Source organism: Shewanella donghaensis, from assembly GCF_007567505.1.
In the GTDB taxonomy this organism is placed as follows: domain Bacteria; phylum Pseudomonadota; class Gammaproteobacteria; order Enterobacterales; family Shewanellaceae; genus Shewanella; species Shewanella donghaensis.
The window spans coordinates 107,532-126,243 of record NZ_CP041783.1; the positions used below are offsets into that span (position 1 = coordinate 107,532).

General features: G+C 41.7%; 8 protein-coding genes. 1 reads left to right on the top strand and 7 read right to left on the bottom strand.

Translation table 11 applies throughout. The features are described 5' to 3' along the window. Positions 1 to 14: 14 nt before the first annotated feature. The 4 genes from recD to FPK91_RS00475 form a co-directional block, all read right to left on the bottom strand. Positions 15 to 2,054, bottom strand: coding sequence for an exodeoxyribonuclease V subunit alpha (recD, locus tag FPK91_RS00460; protein WP_144206665.1), 2,040 nt, complete (start codon positions 2,052 to 2,054; stop codon positions 15 to 17). After that, entirely contained in the window at positions 2,054 to 5,899 is a 3,846-nt protein-coding gene (recB, locus tag FPK91_RS00465) for an exodeoxyribonuclease V subunit beta (RefSeq protein WP_144206667.1), read from the bottom strand. The genes recD and recB overlap by 1 nt, the downstream gene beginning before the upstream one ends. Further along, entirely contained in the window at positions 5,899 to 9,633 is a 3,735-nt protein-coding gene (gene recC, locus FPK91_RS00470; protein WP_144206669.1) for an exodeoxyribonuclease V subunit gamma, read from the bottom strand. The genes recB and recC overlap by 1 nt, the downstream gene beginning before the upstream one ends. Positions 9,634 to 9,797: 164 nt before the next feature. After that, positions 9,798 to 11,339: an HNH endonuclease gene (locus FPK91_RS00475; RefSeq protein WP_144206671.1), complete on the bottom strand. Its 1,542-nt coding sequence runs from the start codon at positions 11,337 to 11,339 to the stop codon at positions 9,798 to 9,800. Between the two features lie 1,194 nt (positions 11,340 to 12,533). Between FPK91_RS00475 and FPK91_RS00480 the strand changes: the two genes are divergently transcribed. Then, a complete protein-coding gene (locus FPK91_RS00480) occupies positions 12,534 to 13,754 on the top strand; it encodes a DcaP family trimeric outer membrane transporter (RefSeq protein ID WP_227006646.1) in 1,221 nt (406 codons plus the stop codon). Positions 13,755 to 14,327: 573 nt separating this feature from the next. On the opposite strand, the gene FPK91_RS00485 is transcribed toward FPK91_RS00480, so the two are convergent. Genes FPK91_RS00485 through FPK91_RS00495 form a run of 3 tightly spaced genes read right to left on the bottom strand, consistent with a single transcriptional unit; the run spans position 14,328 to position 18,516 of the window. Then, positions 14,328 to 16,421: a transglutaminase family protein gene (locus tag FPK91_RS00485; RefSeq protein WP_144206673.1), complete on the bottom strand. Its 2,094-nt coding sequence runs from the start codon at positions 16,419 to 16,421 to the stop codon at positions 14,328 to 14,330. Continuing rightward, a complete protein-coding gene (locus FPK91_RS00490; protein WP_144206675.1) occupies positions 16,418 to 17,560 on the bottom strand; it encodes a DUF58 domain-containing protein in 1,143 nt (380 codons plus the stop codon). Before FPK91_RS00490 ends, FPK91_RS00485 begins: the two co-directional genes overlap by 4 nt. Before the next feature lie 44 nt (positions 17,561 to 17,604). Next, the gene (locus FPK91_RS00495) at positions 17,605 to 18,516 is read right to left on the bottom strand and encodes an AAA family ATPase (RefSeq protein ID WP_144206677.1); all 912 of its coding nucleotides are present in this window, start codon (positions 18,514 to 18,516) and stop codon (positions 17,605 to 17,607) included. Between the last annotated feature and the right edge of the window lie 196 nt (positions 18,517 to 18,712).

The window sequence follows — 18,712 nt, forward strand, 5'->3', positions numbered from 1 at the left end:
AGCAACTAGCAATCTTAATGCAGATCTTCGCCCCATAATCTCAGCGCTAAACCTGATGCCCGCGATGTCACCTGTTTGCTGGCACGCTCAAATACGTAAGGTGTGCCTAAGCAAATAAAATGCTCTTTGGCGCGGGTGATCGCGGTATAAACCAACTCTTTAGTGAGTAGCTGCCACTGGGCATTACTGGGTTTTTGTGGCAACACAAAGGCGACTTTTTCAAACTCACTGCCTTGGCTTTTATGTACGGTCATCGCAAAGCAGCTGTCGTGATTTGGGAGTCTTGCAGGTTGTACTTTCAACAAGCTGCCATCGGCTTTAACGAAGTAGGCCATTAACCTTTCTGGCTTGTGTTCATCTTGTAATATCAAACCAATATCACCGTTAAACAAGCCTAAGTTGTAATCATTACTTTGAATAATAATCGGTCTGCCAAGGTAAAACTCTTGAGTGGGTTTAATCCACTGATTCTGTTTGAGCACATTGGTAATGGCTAGGTTCATGCCATCGACGCCAAACTCACCGGATCGCATAGCGCAAAGGATACGAAATTTGTTAAAGGTATTGATGATGTCTTCGGCGTTATTCACCGCTGTTAACTGTTCTGAATAGGCATACTGGTTATCGAGTACCTTTTGTAAATACTCTGCATAAGCCGCTACAGCAGCTTGTAATAACGCTAAGCTTTGGTTGTCAGCTTGATGCTCAATCCAAGTGAGTTCTTGATGACCATGTCGCCATTCGCGGCGAATTCCCTTGATGTCGACGTAGTTAACCGCATTGGCTAACAAGCCAATGCCGCCATCTCCTTTAAAGCGATGGCTGTGCATTAACATACATAAATTATCGCCCAGCATCGGGTTGTTATGTGTAAATTGGCCAGTGTCTTGTTGGGTTAATTGTTGCAATAGCAGTGCTTGTTGAGCCGAATAACGCATTCGCCATGGTGATGCTGTTGCCATGGAGGACGGCAGTTGACTTTGGATGTCAGTTACTTTTAACCCTGCACAAATATCAGCTAATACTGCGCCCGCTTCAACGGATGCTAGTTGGTCTTGATCGCCCAATAATATCAGTCGTGCCTTTTGAGGCAGGGCACTTAATAGTTTATGCATCATGGGTAAATCCACCATTGATGCTTCATCGACTACTAATAAATCTAACCTCAATGGGTTATCTTTATGGTGCCTAAATAAATGTGAGTTAGGGATCACTCCCAACAAACGGTGCAGCGTAGCAGCTTCTTCCGGGATTTTACTGAGCGCATCAATGAGCTCTTGTTTACCGGTCGCTTCAACTTGTTTAACTAATCTGGCTTTAGAGGCTTTAATGGATTCACTTAATCGCGCAGCTGCTTTACCCGTTGGCGCAACCAGTCGGATGGTTAATGCTGATTGGGTTAACAGTAGCAATAATAGCTTGGTGACCGTGGTGGTTTTACCTGTGCCGGGGCCGCCAGTAATCACCGCTAAGGCTTTGGTTAGCGCCGTTGCTGTGGCGACCTTTTGCCAGTTGATGCTAGTGCTTTGGCTAATAGCATTGCTTGTGTTATTTACATCGGTTTTTTCGTCGAACAAGTCATTTAAATATTGTGGTAACGTCGCAGTATCAACAGTTAAGTTTACTTGTGCCAATTGGTTTAATCGCGCCGCCACTTGGGTTTCAAAGTGATAATACTTATTTAAGTACAACCGATTGTGCTCAACAATCAATGGCTGATTTTCATCAGGCTGGCCAACACAGGCTAATGCTTCAATAGCGACACTAAGTTGCTGGTGGGTCATTGTTAACTGGCAATGGGACTCTTGTTCGCAAAAAGGGTTATTCAGATCGATATTATCGATAACTAAGCAGCTATGTTGGCTAGATAGTTGCTGGCTTAATAGCGCACAGATTAATAATAAAAACTCGTTGTCAGCATCATCAGTGGTATCAACTTGAGCGAGCTGAGAGCTGGCCATTTCAAGGGCAAAGTGACGATCTAATGGGGTAATTAACCCTTGTTGTTGCCAATTTTTAAGTAACTGTGTCATTGGAGCGCTAAGGGTGATCATTATTTTTGCTCCAATGCATTGTTGTTTGTAAATAGTGCATCTAAATCAGTGATTAATGCCAAAGGCGGTTTATCAAAAAATATTCCAGCTCCGGCGGCTTCAGGGCTCATACCACGTAAGAAAAGGTAAAAACTGCCGCCGATATGGCGCTGATAATCATAACTTGGCATTCGCAGTGACAAGTAACGATGCAGTGCCAAGGTATAAAGAATATATTGCAGATTATAACGGTGGCTACTAATGGCTGTTGCCATCGCATCATGGTCATAACAAGTTAAATCATCACCCAAATGGTTAGATTTATAATCAGCAATAAAATATTGTCCTTTATACTCAAAGGTTAAATCGATAAAGCCTTTTAACATGCCTTGTAGCTCGTCAAATTCAAGTCCTGAATCGTAGCCGTATTGTTGTAATAACTGATTAAGCTGCTGGGCTTTTAATTGATTAATTGGCAGATAAAACTCCATCTCCACCAATTTTTGTTCAGGGGTTAGCTGGGCTAATGTCAGTGGTAAACCTTGATGGTTTAGCAGCTGGTTATCTTGCGCGGCATTACCTGTAATGAGGGGACTATGTAATATTTGCTGATACCACTCGATTAAGGTATCTGTCCAAATCTCTTTATCAAAACCATATTGATCCATGGCCTTGGGTAATGCTTCAGGCAATTCCACATCCGCATTGGTGAAATCAAACAGCTCTAAGACTAAATGCATGAAGCTACCTGCATTGGCGCCGCGCTCGAAGGTAAAACGATTAATCGCGTTATCTTCAACATCAGTATCAAATGGGTTTATGTCGGTTGCCGTTTCAAATTGTGGCAGCGTTTCTTGACTAAAGTCTTCATCGTCAGCACCTGGCGCGACTTTTTCATGGGCGAGGTGTTTGACTAAACCTGAGTAACTGCCGACTCGCCATGGCGTATGGTAATCACGTTGTAAGCGTTTCGCGGCCAGTTGCTGTTGGTTATTATTGATCTCAGTTAATACCGATTCATCAATATCTTCAATAATATCAATGCTGATGGCATCGATATCGGCGCCACTGGTTTTAATCGCTTGGGCTTTTTGTGACAGTTGCTCAAAATCGCAGTCCTTACTGATAACACCCAATAAGTAACCAATGGCGGTTTCGTATAAGTGACTACTTACCCCCGCTTTAAGCATGCGGCTGTGGTTAGCAATGTACAAGTAGCACACATAAACAGGGCGAGTGAGGGCTACATATAAAAGTCGTAAATCTTCAGCTAGATTCTCTTGTTTGAATTGCTCCCAACCTTCTTTGCTGCCTTCAACATCCCAGATCAACTGTTCATCTTGATGGTAAAGCATAGGTGCAGGCTTGCGGCGATTGTCCCGGGCTAAACTAATAAAAGGCACCATACATACAGGGTATTCAAGTCCCTTACTTTTATGAATGGTGACAATTTGAACCAGGTTCTGTTCGCTTTCAAGACGTAACTGTTGTTCATCATTACCTTGAGCATCAATCAGTTGTTGCTCAAACCAATTCATTAATGCGCTGCTACCATCAAGTTCAGTGGCTTTTTGTTGTAAAAGCTCACACAGGTGGCGGAAGTCAGTTAGTCGGCGTTCACCACTTTCAGGCACGCTATCTAGGCTTGATTCAGCTTGGTTATCAGTTGTTGACTTGGCACTTGAGTTAGCTGAAAAACTAGAAAGCTGTTTAGATAAATAGCGCTTAATCAGTTGAGTTTGGTTAGCCAAACTCAACAACGCTGGCATGATGCCGCGCTTAACCCAGGTTTGATGCCAGTCAGCGAATTGGTCGAGTAAAAATTGTCGCTGCTCTTCATCTTGGTTGAACAGATGAATTTTTTGAGCGCTATAACCCATTAACTCAGTGGCTAATGCTGCTCGTAGGCAACGCTCGTCTTTGGGGCTGGCTATGGCGCGCAAGATAATGGCCAGTTCAAAGGCTTCTTGGGTATTGAATACGCTATCTCGACTTAAAAATACTGCGCCGATATTACGATCACTCAGCGCTTGTTTAATCACCGAGGCTTCGTTTTTATCTCGTACTAATACCGCGATATCTTTGGCAATTAGTGGTTTGCCATTCATGTGGCATTGATTAGTTTGCGCTTCAGTTAATAAGCGTTTTATTTCACTGGCGGCATCATTTGCAAGTACATGACGCGCAGTGGTTTTGTTTAAACCATTTTCATCTTCTGATAACAGTTTTATCCGCAGCGCTGATTGATTGTCATTGGCTTCGGTGAGCCTTTTATTGTCAGCACTCGCAGGGGTATTGACCACATCGTATGGAATCGCATCGCTGATGAACGGGTCTTTATGTTGGCTAAATAGTTGGTTAACGCCGTTGACTAATGCTGTGGATGAACGGTAATTGGTTTCGAGATTATAGTGCGCTTTAGTTTGCTTACGGGCATGGATATAAGTGTGTATATCTGCGCCGCGAAAGGCATAAATGGCCTGTTTTGGATCGCCAATCATTAATAAGCTCAAACCATCATGTTGTGCTTGCTGCTGGTAAATGGCTGAGAAAATGTTGAATTGCAGCGGGTCGGTATCTTGGAATTCGTCAATGAGTGCTACCGGAAAGCGCGTCGCAATCGCTTTGGCTAAATGGTGCGCTGTTGATGACTCAGCATCAGCTTCTGATTCAGCTTCTGATCCAGTTCCTGATTCAAGGGCTGCTGCCAAGGTGATCAATAGATCATCTGGGGTCATTAAGTTGCGTTGGGCTTTTTGCAGCATAAACCGCAGACGTATACCGTCACGAGCACGGATTAAAAAGGCCGGTTTTATCTGGTTTATTAGCTCAAATAAACGTTCAATATGATCCAATAAGGGCGCTTCAGATGGGGTCGGTACAGTGCCGCCTTTATTAAGTTTTAACCCTGAAAGCGCCAACATCTCTAAATCTTTGACTGGCGGTAAACCATGACCAGAGGCAACCCAGTTGGTTAAGCGATCTAACATCACCGCAAGCTTGGGATAGTTGTCGGCTTTTTTGCCAAATCGAGCGCCATTGAGCGGCAGGCTGTGGAGTAACTCTAATTCGGTTTCACTGTCTTTTGGCCAGCGTATTTTAAATCGCGCAAGGCTTTGTATTAGCTCATCGGATAATTTGCCAAAGTCTTTAGGCGCAAACGATATTTGAGCTTGTGTGGCGCCAAGTAGTGGTTTGAGTTGCCATGCAAGCGTGTCAGGGTCGCCAAACTCGTTATCAATCACCTGGGCTAATACTTGCGGCAGCGGATAGCACACCTCGCGCCAAAAATCGCGCACCGCATGGTGTAAAAACTCACTGTCATCGAGGGTGAATTCTGATTCAAATAATAGCGATGACTCAAAAGCCATGTCAGATAAAATTCGCTGACAAAAACCATGAATGGTAAAAATGGCTGACTCATCAAGGGACTTTAATGCCAGATCTAAGCGTCTAAGGGCAATAGCTCGCTCAGACTCGGGTACTTGTCGGTATAAAGCTTCTACAAATTCATCATTGGTGTCTAAACCAATAAAGCATTTAAAGGCAATTTGAATCCGTTTACGAATTCTATCCCGCAGCTCTTCAGTGGCGGCATTGGTGAAGGTCACAACCAATATTTGCTCACAAGTCAGCGGGGCTTTGTCTTTATCACCCAATAATAGCCGTAAATATAGCCCCGAAATGGTGTAGGTTTTTCCGGTTCCGGCACTGGCTTCAATTAAGCTTGAACCGGCAAAAGGTAGCGTCAGTGGATCCAGTTTAATGACTTTATTTTCTAATTTTGAGCTATTTGTTTCTGAATTATTAGTTTCAGAGCTAGCAGCTTCAACGTTAGTGATGTCATCGTTCTGTAATTGAGTCATTAAGCTTGCTCCCCTGATGAACTTGATACGTTGAGCGTTTGGTTAACATATTCATCAAGCTCGGCGAGGGTGCCTTTGTGATAAATACTCAGCATGGGTTGTAATAACATGGCGGCTGTTTTACCAAATTCATCTTCACTAAAGTCCTCTGGGAAACTAAATAAGCGGCGGTTATGGGGGTCGTTACCTTCACCAAAACCAGACTGTTCATCTAGCCATAATGCTTGAGCTGCACGGAGTTTTTCCACATGGTCACCATCAGTTTCTACATAGGCCAGTGCGGTACGTGGCATAAAGCATAACGGCTGCGCTTGGCCATTGAGATAAGCCTGAATGAATTGTTGTAATAATTGCTGAGCAGATCCTGCTGTAATCGCGGTAAATGCATGGAAGTGACCAATATCCAGCAGGTAGCTATGTTTATCGATTCCTGCAGCATTGAGGCATAAGTGACGTAAATAAACCCTGATGAAATCTCGGCCATGGGCCGTGCCAGGGCGATAATTGATTTGCCCTTTTGCGTAAATATCATCGATGCGACCAATAAGATTGATCTTAGTGGTATCGGAGATTTGAGAGCTGCACAGCCCTTCAAACACTAAATCAATATCCACTTCTTGACTGTGCTTCATGTCGCCAGTCAGATACAGCACTCTACCAATCACGTATTTAATGTCATTTTGATAGCGGTTGAGTAGTACATCATCAAATGGCGCCATCGGTAGACTACCACTGGCTTTAAGTTGATTAATGAACGCCACATCCGCATGTTCAAGTTGATTATTAACGGCGCTATCAATCAGTGCTGATTGCAGTTTATAGCGCTCTAAGGCATCTAAGTTAAATGGCTCATCATTATCGTCAGCTTGAATGCGTAAATTGAAATCAATTTTTAGGCTGCGATTAAAAAAGAATTGCGCCGGACTTCTAAAAAATCGTAATAGGGCAGAGACTTCGATGACTTGCATCTGTAAGTCTTGGCCTGATAGTGCTTCAAGTAAGTTGTCATCAGCGGATAAATCTAACGGCGCTGCAGAGTTAAAGAAGCGGCTGTTATTACGTAAGGCTTTGGCATCGCTTGCATTAGGTGGACACCATTGATGATTATAACTTTGCTGCAGAACATGTTTATCTTGATGGTCATTGGCATCTCTTGGGGTGAACAGTTTGGCGTCAAAAGGCTGCAAAGGTTGTTGCTGTATCAAATGAGTTAATAGCGCCTTATCGGCATCACTGACTGCAATGGTTTGGCGTAAGCCTTGGCGATTTTCTAGTTCTAGTTCTAGTTCCAGCTCTTGGTTATTGCCATTTTCTTTATTAAACGCACTCTGTTTATTAAAAAAGTAGTCGGCAAAATAACACAGTTGACAATACTCGGTTAATTCAGACACCAGCATAGAAGGGATACGCTCAGCATTATCCCGCTCAGAGTGCCCAATGTAGCTGATATAAAATTGCTCTCTAGCGGATAATAAGGCTTCTAAAAACAAGTAACGATCGTCTAATCGACGTGAACGGTCACCCTTAATGGCGCCATTGTGGGCCATTAAGTCAAAACCAACAGGATGCTGTACTCGTGGATAAACCCCGTCATTCATACCTAGTAAACACACCACTTTAAAAGGAATTGAGCGCATCGGCATCAAGGTACAAAAGTTAACACTACCGGCAAGGTAGCGTTGACCAACTCGAGATTCATTAAGGTTTTGATTAAACCATTGCTTGAGCACTTCAACATCGAGTTCACCTTGATGACCCGCATCTTCAAGTTCAGTGCTTAAGGTGACTAAGGCTTCGCGAATGGTTTGAACTTGTTCTCGTTCGTCATCATCAGCATCAAAGAACACCTCTAATAAACCTTGTAACTGCTCAATACGTTCAAGGGTTGGACATTGGCTAGCCAGTTGCAGTTGGTACTCATCAATGGCTTCTAAGAAGTTGAGTAAGTAACCAAGGATTTGCGCCGATTGTCCTTCAACCCCTTGAACTAACAGGGAGTCATGATACAGCGCTGATTCATCGTTAAAGGCGTAACCTTGAATTAAGCGGCTAATACCAAATGCCCAAGAGTTCTGCTTAAATGCCGGAACCCCTTGTTGTAATCTGGTTTTTTCATCTCGCCCCCAACGCACATTGGCATCATCTAGCCAACGTCTAATGAGTTGTAGGGCATCATCATCAAGCTGAAACTTGCGTAAAATCGCTGGGACTTCGAGAATACTGATAATGTCAGTGAGGCCAAAACGGCTTTGGTTAATATTGAGTAAATTTAGAAAGCTGTTAATTAGTGGTGACTCTTGGGCCGCGCCTCTATCCGCAATCGCATAAGGAATATAGTAGTTGGCTGCTTTGCCTGAATCGTCATTACTTCTATGTAAACCGCTATTACTGGTGCCAAACACCGCATCAATATAAGGCGCATAAGCCGCCACATCGGGCATCATCACCACGATATCTTTGGGTTTTAGTGACTCTTTACCATTGTCATTCGCATTGGTTGACAGCAATTCGAGTAAATGATCGTGCAGGGTTTCGACTTCGCGTAGCGGACTATGGCAACTGCGTAAGGTAATGGATTGGTCTTGCTGCTTGAGTGAGCGTCTATTACTGACATTTTGATAAAGCGTAGCATCAGGGCCAAGAGCTTGGCCTAGGGTTTCCATTTGCAGAATATCGTATTGCACCCCTTGCAGCAGGTTTAAACTGTCAGGCGATTGATCGGGTTCAATATAACAGTCGTAACTAAAGTCAGTATGTTCTGGCGGCAGTTCGAGCATTAAATCCAGTAATTCACGGCCCATCTTGCCATTGTTAGCCAGTATCGGATTACCCACCTCAAGCTTGTTTTCCCAATCCTCACCCAGCTGTTTTCTGTCGCTGTATTGCAGCGCCATTCGCGCGCGGGCTTTAGGGTCAACAATATCGCCCCAATAGTGCTGACACGGACTCAAGGAGAACATAATCACTTCAATGCGTTCAGCTAAGTGGTAAAGCACTTGCAAGGTTTGTGGCGGCATAGAAGAAATACCAAACACAAATAAACGCTCAGGCAGTGACTTAATCACCGTTTCAGGGTTTTGCAGCGCCGCAATCAAATGTTGATGTAAGTTAGCGCGATGGTAAGTACTGGCATGAAGGTGGTGCTGGTTATATTCAATCAGCGCACACCAGAGCTTAGGCTGCCAGCGCTGGTTTTCTTCCAGCTTTAGTGGCTGCTCATTTTGCTCCCAAGCTAAAATCCACTCAGGGCGATACACCAAGTATTGATCAAAAATATCAGCAATACGGCCACATAATTGATACAGCTTAATCGCATCAAAACTGCCCGCTTGCACATAAGGTAGCGCTTCATCAGTGTTATTGGCGTGCTGATTTTCAACAGGGGCTAAATAGGCTTGCAGCGGGGCAAAATCTGGGTCATCAAGTAATGGCGGTAATAAATCCATTAACTTCCACGTCATCGCCGCTTTAGTAAAGGCATTGTCTTTAGGCACATCTGGCAACAGTTCATGGCATAACTGCCAGGTAAAACTTGAAGGCAGCGGAAAGGAAAGGGCTGCAGCGATACCATTATATTTGGCCACTTCTAAGCGCAGCCAAGTCGACATCCCCGGACTTTGTACCAATATATGTTCATTTGCGAGCAAATTAGCGTTATCCAATGGAATTGCTAACATTTTAGACAGCTGTTCAGAAAGAACTTCCATCTGATTTGATTGAATTAATCTAAGCATTAATCGACTCTACAAATGATGATAAAAACCATTCTAAGAGGTTGTTATTAGGTTTGAAAGGCTTTTATCACATCGAGGGTTTAAGCGCTAATTTACCAACCAAATGCTATAAGCATTCGTTGGTAAAATTAACTGTTTTACCGTTTTAGATAATATTAGAAATGTTAGTTTTTCGCTGATGTATTGCAATATGGATGCATCAAAGCTCCATTATTAGGATTCCCTGTACCGCCATCTTGTTTTCGTATGATGTGGTCAAAAGAAATTGAATTTTGGTGAATTAAACCTCGACAATGGGAACAGGTAGAGCTCTTAGGTAATGTTTCTTGAATGTATATTTGTGATTTTACGTCCATAGAAAACCTTGTAGATGTGATATTAATTTCATCTAACTCACTCAGAAAACCGTATTCATTTAAAATTGAGTCAACGATTGTTTTTTCTAATTCTTGTTTCTGTAACTGGCTAATAACCAATATGTAAATTTTAGATATGTGTTTATAACTCTTTGTTCCGCTTCCATATTTAGCATTGACTCCCGAAATGAAATGCTTATATTTAATAAGGAACTTTTCTAAGTCGTATCGGATAACAGTAAAAGAGTTTAATGTTTGTGCTGACTTCTCAACGTTCTTAATCACATCAACCCATGCGAGAATTGCAGAATATATATGGTTACCACGTTTATTATAAAAATAGACTAAAGGATGTAAGCCTAATGAAGAAGGATGTGAAGAATTAATCCTATTTAGAAATTTACGAACCTTTTTTAGATACTGAACAGTTAAAATCCCATCCTCGTCATCAGATATTTTATTCGTATTAGTTGGAACGTCGTTACATTTTTTTACCAAGTCAAATATGAAACTATTAGTTTGAGGTGAGTTATGTTTCTTTATTAAAGGTAAGTCAAGTGTTCTTATTGTCCCAGGAGTCTTAGGAAGAAATATTAAACTGTGAATTTCTTTTGCTAAGCGTTCAATGTCTTTCATAATAATAGAATCAAACTTGGACCAATATTGGTGTCCTGTCCCAGCTCTAATTATCGCTCTCGATGTTATTGCGAAAGCTTTTCTACGTGATTTTAGTAATTCAATTTCAGTATCGTTAATTTTTGATGCTTTTTGGTTTATTTTGAAAAAAGAAAGCTCAGCTTTTTCTGCTCCACCAGTCACCCATTGTAGTTGTATAGAAGTTCTTCCTAAGCTAAGAGCTTTCTCGAGTATTTCCCTATCGCAGTTGGAACTATCTGAAATCGCATTTTTATATTCACTATATGACTTTACAGAGTTATTTATTTTTTCTCTTGTTTTATTTGCAATATCTTTTTGTTCTTCATCTATATCATTATTAAAAAATTTTTGAGAAAGTGCACCATCACCGTAGTCATCATTAATCCAAGAGATTAATGCACCTAATCGATGTGCACCATCTATTACAAAGTTGTAAGGGCCAGAGTTCCACAAAATGACAGCGGGAATAAGGTCTCCATCAATAAAACTTTGAATAAATTCACATAGTTGATCATCAGTCCAATCAGATGTTTCACGTTGAAAATCCGGTTTTCTTAACCCAGCATAAAAAAATTCACCTCTTTCTAAGTCTTTAACACTAACATTTTGATTAAAAGATGATGCTCTTGAATTACTTTCGATTACTTCAAAATCTTCACGAGAAATTAACGCGTCCAAATTAACATTTGGCATTTTTTTACTCCAGTTTGATTACTTTAAACAGCATTGTTTTATATGTTTCTCTGCTTTTTTATTAATAACAAAGCTTACTTAAATCTTTATATTCACCTTATATTATTTGTTCTTATAAATCAAACTGTTGCAGTGGGTTAAACTAAAAGCCATACAAAACTTTAATTATTTGTGACACCCATAATTAACTTTTCAATTATCAACTTTTTGGGGGCATAGGTAAGTTACCGTAATTGTATTGGTTAGGTTATGGGAAACAAATAGCTTCATTTTAACTTATTGCCTGCCGCAGGCTTATGTGCAGATACAACTGCGAGACGCTGCAAGTACATCCGTGTAAGCTCTGCCAAAACGTCCCTGTTTTGGAAGCTCGCTGCTGCATCTACACCGGAATTTTCATCTCTTCGATTTAACTTTATATATTGCGATTAGTAACAGCGAAAAAAGTTGAATATCTTTTTGTCTCTGGCTCAACTTTAATTGAGGTCATCGAGAAAAGACCGTGATCTTGGCATGGATGCCAAGCTAGCTTTCGTTGGGCCAGGGAAGGCCCATCGGAAGCGTTAGGTTTTTTCGACAATGGCCAAAGCCATCTACAAACGAAGTTAAAAGCTGGATTAATCCCCATCGAAAATCATGCGCCTTTCAGCATTTTTCGTCTGGGGCGCTGAGGGATTGTTAAGGGGGACAAGCGCTTTTCCCCTTGGCTCTGGTGTGGGCGAAGCACCACGACTTTGATCTAATCATTAATCTAAACGAAGTTTAGAAATAAACAGACCCATCTTAACCTTCCTAAAATAGCGCTTAAAAAACCGTTGATGAAACACAACTTGTTTCACCGGTAAAGGTTGGTACAACAGCGCAATAAAATGCTCTCTAAAAGTCTAAAAGTCTAAAAGTTACCAGTCAATCCTCATTAGATTCACTTCTATGTTTAATAAGCGTTAGTCCACATTTTGGCATTAATGCCAAAATGCAACCGCTGTCACTTTAAATACAATTATGGAACCAAGATTTAACTTATTGATTACAGTTTAGGTGTTTTTTGTAAACCCTATAGCAACCCTCGTTTTGGAATTGGTTCCAGTTTTATGATCACATCATTGATTACACATAGTTTCTAGGTAAGGCACCTTCTTTAAAGCCCCAATTATTAGAGAAGGTTTTTTTAACAATAAAAATAATGGTGATGTGATGAAAAAACGTTTATTCGGAATCAATAACAACTCGGAAAATAGTCAATTTAATAATACTAAAATAGGATTGAGTTTAATTGGAGTATTGGTCGCTAGTGCGCTTTCAGTGACAGGTGCAAACGCGTCAGTTATTGAAAATACCGATGTACACTTTGGTGGTTACATTAAAGTCGACACTATGTTTAGTGATTATAGTAATGGTGCTCCCGATTCTGGGTCGATTTCTAGACAGTTTTATGTACCTGGGACAATATATGGCGTAGAGGGTAACGGCAATCAGGTGGTCGATTTTCAGGCGAGAGAAACGCGATTTAACTTTAAAACGATTACAGATATTAATGACCATAAGTTAACCGGCTTTATCGAGCTGGATTTTATGACTCATGCTGACGGTAACGAACGTGTGTCAAACAGCTATTCGCCACGTATTCGCCATGCTTTTGTGAGTTTTGATAATTGGACTGTTGGTCAATCATGGACCACTTTTCAAAACCCAGCCGCTTTACCTGAGAACCTTGATTTTGTTGGTGCTGCAGAAGGCACCCCATTTGTGCGCCAAACTCAAATACGCTATACCAATGGCGGTTTTCAATTTTCGGTAGAAAATCCAGAAACAACCTTAAATGATTACCAAAGCGCTAGCCGAATTGTCAGTGGTAGTGGCATGGTACCTGATGTTGTTGCCCGCTATAACTTCAAAACAGAGGCTGGTGCTAAATTGTCTGTTGCTGGTATTGCAAGGCAACTTAAGATTGAAACGCGCATTAGCGATACTCAATTTGATTCAACGGCTATGGGTTACGGCGTCAGTTTTAGCGGTATTTTACCCGTAGGTGCAGATGATATTAAATTTACTGCGACTTACGGTGAAGGTCTTGGCCGATATATGGCGCTTAATTATGTTAATGCGGGAGTTATCGATGCCGATGGCGATATTGAGGCGATTACCTCTTATGGTGGCTTTATTGCATATCGCCATTGGTGGAATGACCAATGGCGAACCAGTGTGACAGCATCAGCATTTAGCGCGGATAATGATGTCAGCTTGATGGGCGAAAATGTTAATAAAGACTCATATTCTGGCTATGTGAATTTACTTTATTCACCCGTGAAACCCTTAACTGTGGGTGTTGAATATATGTACGCTAAAAATAGCAAAGAAAACGGTATTGAAGGCGAACTTAATCGCGTGATGTTTTCTGCTAAATACGTACTTTAGTTTATTTATAAATAGTAAGAACAGAGAAATAGCATGAGCCTGACAGCAAGTCAGGCTAGCTTATATGATGCATTTACTTGCCTCTCGCTCAGAGCGTTGCACACTGTGAAACTTAGCCTTGTCATGGACGGTCACTGCCGCGCTTACACCGGAATTGTTACCTCTTCGATTTGACTTTATTTGTAGCTACAGGAAGTTTTTAAGCAGCATATTAGATGCTGAGAAAATAAACTCGCAGGCTCAAATAGTCCTCATTGAAATTGCTGAAATACGTTGAAGGAAATAGCGTAAACCTGACAGGACGTCAGGTTAGCTTTAGTTGGCCATGGATGGCCTATCTGAAGCGTTAGTTATTTTCGAATAAGTATGAGGCTTATTCGCTTTGAAAGAATAATTTCGTTGAGGCGCTGAGGGATTGTTAAGGGGGACAAGTGTTTTCCCCCTTGGCTCTGGTGTGGGCGAAGCGCCACGACTTTGATCTATTTCAAACCTCATTAATAAGGTAACAAACCAAAAGTTAAAACTTCATTAGTTTCAGACGCTTCAACTTTAAAATTTAATCTAAAAATAGATTTAGCTAAGCAAATTCATTTTAACCTTTCTAAAATAGCGCTTAAACAAACGTTGATGAAACACAACTTGTTTCACCGACAAAGGTTGATATTGCAACGCGATAAAATGCTCACTCATGGTATTAAAATTTTCTGCAAGTTTCGGATGTTTTTCACCTATTGCTTGATCGATATATTCAGCAAACGCCCCCGCTGGCAAAGTGTCTTGCTGATATCCCTTCTTAGCCAATTTTGTACGAATTTGCTTGTAGCGCTTAATGTAAGGATCTTGTTTGGGCTGCAGTGTAAATACCCCTGCAAAATAAGCGATGACCAAGGCGATTAAGCCAAAGCTTATAATCATCATGATGATTATTTTACTGCTGGTGACTTCGCCCAGCAGTTTACTGAGTATTTGTTGCTTACGTTGTTCATCAAAGCCCAGAACCCAGACACTCCAATAAAAATCGACACTGGCCAGTTGCAGACGAATATCATTTAACCATGGAATATTCTTTACTTGCAGGCTGGTAAATAGACTGTCTTGAAGATAACTGTCTTGGCCTGTAAAGGTGGCATCAAAGCCATCAAGGATCCGCTCCGGTGCAATCATTGCGGTAGGGTCAAACCTTACCCAGCCTTTGCCTTTAATCCAAACTTCAGTCCATGCATGTGCCATATATTGATAAACACTGTAATAGCCAGCTTTTGGGTTATATTCGCCGCCTTGATATCCAGCGACCATTCTTGCCGGAATACCGCTAGCACGGGCCATAAACACCAGTGCAGAAGCATAATGGGAGCAAAACCCTGCTTGATTAGTAAATAAGAAATCATCCACTTGCTGCTGGCCTAGCCTTGGCGGGCTTAAGGTGTAATAGAATGCTTGCTCGGCAAAGTAGCGCATCATGGCATTAATGCGTTGTTCTGGTTGCGGGTAGTCCTGTGCAAATTGCGCCGCAAGTTCTCTTGTTTTCAAATTAGTGTTTTGTGGCAGTGCTAGGTTAGTTCGTTTTGAATATGGCAACAAAAAGGGGTCAAGTACACTGCTTGGGTAAGAACTGACTTGATAACTCAACCTTTGGTCAATGTTACGCAATGAAAATAAACGAAAATCAGCTAACTCAACAATATTGTCAGACTGGCTATAGGCTTGGTCTAAGCCAAATAGCCACTTTTGATATGTCGGCTCGGTGATTACTTGATAACTGAGTGATGATGCTAAGCCGCTACCTGTTGGTTTTGTACGCTTAGGACGCATCCCATAGGCGCTGCGCTGTTCACTTTTGCGTGCTTCTGATTGGGTCCAACTTCGACCATCATAATCTTCCATGACTAATGCACGCCAATAGAGTTGATCATTGGTGATGAGCTGCTGTTTATTGGTGTTATTGATCTCATTATCAAAGCCGACTCTAAAGGCCAGATCCGGTGAGCGTGTCAATTTACTGATATCGCCTAATGAGATTTCGTCAGACAGACCTGTAGTGGCATTTTTCATACTGGGTGATAACCACAGTGGCGGAATACGCGGAAATACCACAAACAGTAGAATCGCCAAAGGCAGGCTTTGGGCGAATAATTTGAGGCCAAATTTGAAGTTGGTTTTTTTACTTGAGTGCTGATAAATACTGATGAGCACGCAGGTATTGATCATGGCGACAAAGCTTAAATGCAACGTATCTAAGATTGATTGGTGATCTAACAGCGCAAAGCCAATTAAAAAATAGCCCACAAGCACGACGATTTTGACATCACGTATTTGGCGCATTTCAATGTATTTAAGGGCATAGCCTAGCAGCAGTAAATTAACGAATGCGTTAAGTAAGCCTATTTGTTGTGACACCAAAGCCAGCGTGATGGCTGCGCCAATGGCCAAACCTGTGACCAGCAATTTAGGCGGTGCGGCGACTTTACCTAGGTAGATACCCACTCGCCAAACAAAACAAATTGCGCAAATACCTAAACTCCACAATGTGGCATTGGTATAGAGCGGTAACAGCACCACCACGTTGGTGATGAGCAGCCAGAAAAGGGTGTTTCTGCCAATGTTTTCATTAAACTCATCATTGTATTTGCTGTGTTTTGTTGACAATGCAGCTGAGCGGAACTTCATATTTTGCTCCCTGCATTTTGTGTCGGCTCTTTATTCGAGCTTGGATTAGAACTTGAATTAGAGTTTGATTGTGATTGTGATTGTGATTGTGAGTCAGAGCCAGCTTTAGCTTGGGTGTGCTGATGAGGTGTTGAACCATATAGGGCGATTAGTTGTTGGCATCGTTTTCTATGAGATTCGCCGCTGTCTTGCTCAATAATTTGTTGATGCAGGGCTAAGCCGAAAACCTGTTGGGATTGAGACAGTAGGTCGACTTGGTAAGCTAATTTACTCAGCTTTTGTTCAATACTGTCACCTTGTGTGCGCTGCAAACTTAGCCACACAGGTTTGCCTTCAGGTTGAGCAAACTCTTTAGTCAACATGCCGCGTCCTTGGGCCCATTGTTTCCAAGCGACTTGTTTTAGAGATTCTCCTTCGACGTAAGGCTTGAGCCCTTTGTAATCATCGACGCCAGGTTGCAATTTACCATGTTCAAATTCAGTTTGATTGTCACTGTTTACGCTGGTTAGGGAGACATTACTGGACATCGGTGCGGCATAAATAATGTGGTTTATATTCAAATCAACGTATGACCAAGCTCTAAATAATCCGAGAGGAAAGTTAGATGACACTTCAATTCTACCTGGATTATAACGACCACGAGATTGCTCTGAACAACTGACGCTAGTGTCAAAGCTTTCGCCCACATCGGTAATACGACTATGACGTTGACCCGCGAGGTTTAAACAGATTTGCTGGTGGCTGGTGTGACTATTATCTTTGGTGACTTTACCCGATAAAGTGAGTGGGAAGCTCATACTGGTATGGGCATAACTTTCTTCAGGTGTAGATGAGGTAAGTGTTAGGCCTGCAAGGTTTTTGTAACTGTAAATAATACAGCTGTGAAACACGCTGGCGAGCAATAAACTTAAGCCAATAACGAGATTGTTTTGATAGTTGGTGCCGAATAAATACAAGACGATAATCAATACAAACCAAGCAACACCAAAGCCACTTGGCAGAATGAAAATACTTCTGTGAGTTAAGGTGATTTGTTTTTTAGCAGGAATGCGTTTATCTAACCAACGGTTCCAGCGCTGTTTAATGCGCGCCGGAATAAAGCGTGAATACCACTTATTCGAAGTCGTTGAAAAGGTCATATTGAATTGGTCATATTAAATTATTCGCACTAGTTCTCGTTTGTTCAGCTAATAGGATTAACGCTAGCAAGGATTTGATCTGACAGCGCTTGGCCACGTTGCTGGCTATTAGTTCTGATCCGATGTTCTGCCACACAATGAAATACCGCTTGAATATCTTCTGGGACGACATAATTACGATGGTTTAATAATGCCCATGCTTTAGATGCATCAAGTAAGGCAATACTTGCCCGCGGTGACAGTCCATTTCCTGGGATTTGATGGCGAGAATATTGCGCAAGGTTGATTAAGTATTTGAGCACGGCATCAGATGCACTGACTTTTTGTACTTGGCTTTGTAAGCTCATCAGCTCGGCTGGGCTGATACATTGCTCTATGGGCGCAGCAGAGCTTCTTTGGTTTAATCCTTTGAGCATTTCGAGTTCAGCTTGTTCATTTGGATAACCGATAGATATTCTCATCATAAAGCGATCGAGCTGCGACTCGGGCAATGGGAACGTACCTGATTGTTCAATAGGGTTCTGGGTTGCGATAACAAAAAAGGGTTGTGGCAATGGATGTGTTTCACCATCAATGGTGATTTGTCTTTCTGCCATAGCTTCAAGCAAGGCACTTTGGGTTTTCGGACTGGCGCGGTTAATTTCATCCGCTAACAGCATTTGATTAAAAATTGGACCAGGATGGAATTGAAACTGTTGTTGCTGTTGTTGGTATATCGATACTCCTAGTATATCGGCTGGCAACATATCGCTGGTAAATTGAATGCGCTGATAACTCATTCCTAGCGATGTTGCTAAGGCTTGAGACAGGCTGGTTTTACCCATTCCAGGTAGATCTTCAATCAGCAAATGACCTTTCGCTAAGATACAGGCGAGGGCAAGTTTAATTTGCTCAGGCTTACCTAATAATACAGTTTCTAATTGTTTTAATAGCGATTGTAGTTTTGTTGCAGGCACTAAGCACTCCGTTAGTTAACTAAAGCGCTTAATAAATGTGCGATTTTGATAACAAAAACATCGAATACTTAACGTTAACCTGCTAAACGAAATAAGGAAAGTGATTCGGCTTTAAAAAAGTAATTAACCTGAGTGGGGGAATCTAGTGACTATTCTGCAATTCAAATAATCACTGCTACACGCTTAATGGCCAACT

What these genes read in the sequence shown, in the direction of transcription:
- recC (WP_144206669.1), bottom strand. Translation starts at nt 9,633, where the DNA reads ATGCTTAGATTAATTCAATCAAATCAGATGGAAGTTCTTTCTGAACAG.
- FPK91_RS00485 (WP_144206673.1), bottom strand. Translation starts at nt 16,421, where the DNA reads ATGAAGTTCCGCTCAGCTGCATTGTCAACAAAACACAGCAAATACAAT.
- FPK91_RS00480 (WP_227006646.1), top strand. Translation starts at nt 12,534, where the DNA reads ATGAAAAAACGTTTATTCGGAATCAATAACAACTCGGAAAATAGTCAA.
- FPK91_RS00490 (WP_144206675.1), bottom strand. Translation starts at nt 17,560, where the DNA reads ATGACCTTTTCAACGACTTCGAATAAGTGGTATTCACGCTTTATTCCG.
- recD (WP_144206665.1), bottom strand. Translation starts at nt 2,054, where the DNA reads ATGATCACCCTTAGCGCTCCAATGACACAGTTACTTAAAAATTGGCAA.
- recB (WP_144206667.1), bottom strand. Translation starts at nt 5,899, where the DNA reads ATGACTCAATTACAGAACGATGACATCACTAACGTTGAAGCTGCTAGC.
- FPK91_RS00475 (WP_144206671.1), bottom strand. Translation starts at nt 11,339, where the DNA reads ATGCCAAATGTTAATTTGGACGCGTTAATTTCTCGTGAAGATTTTGAA.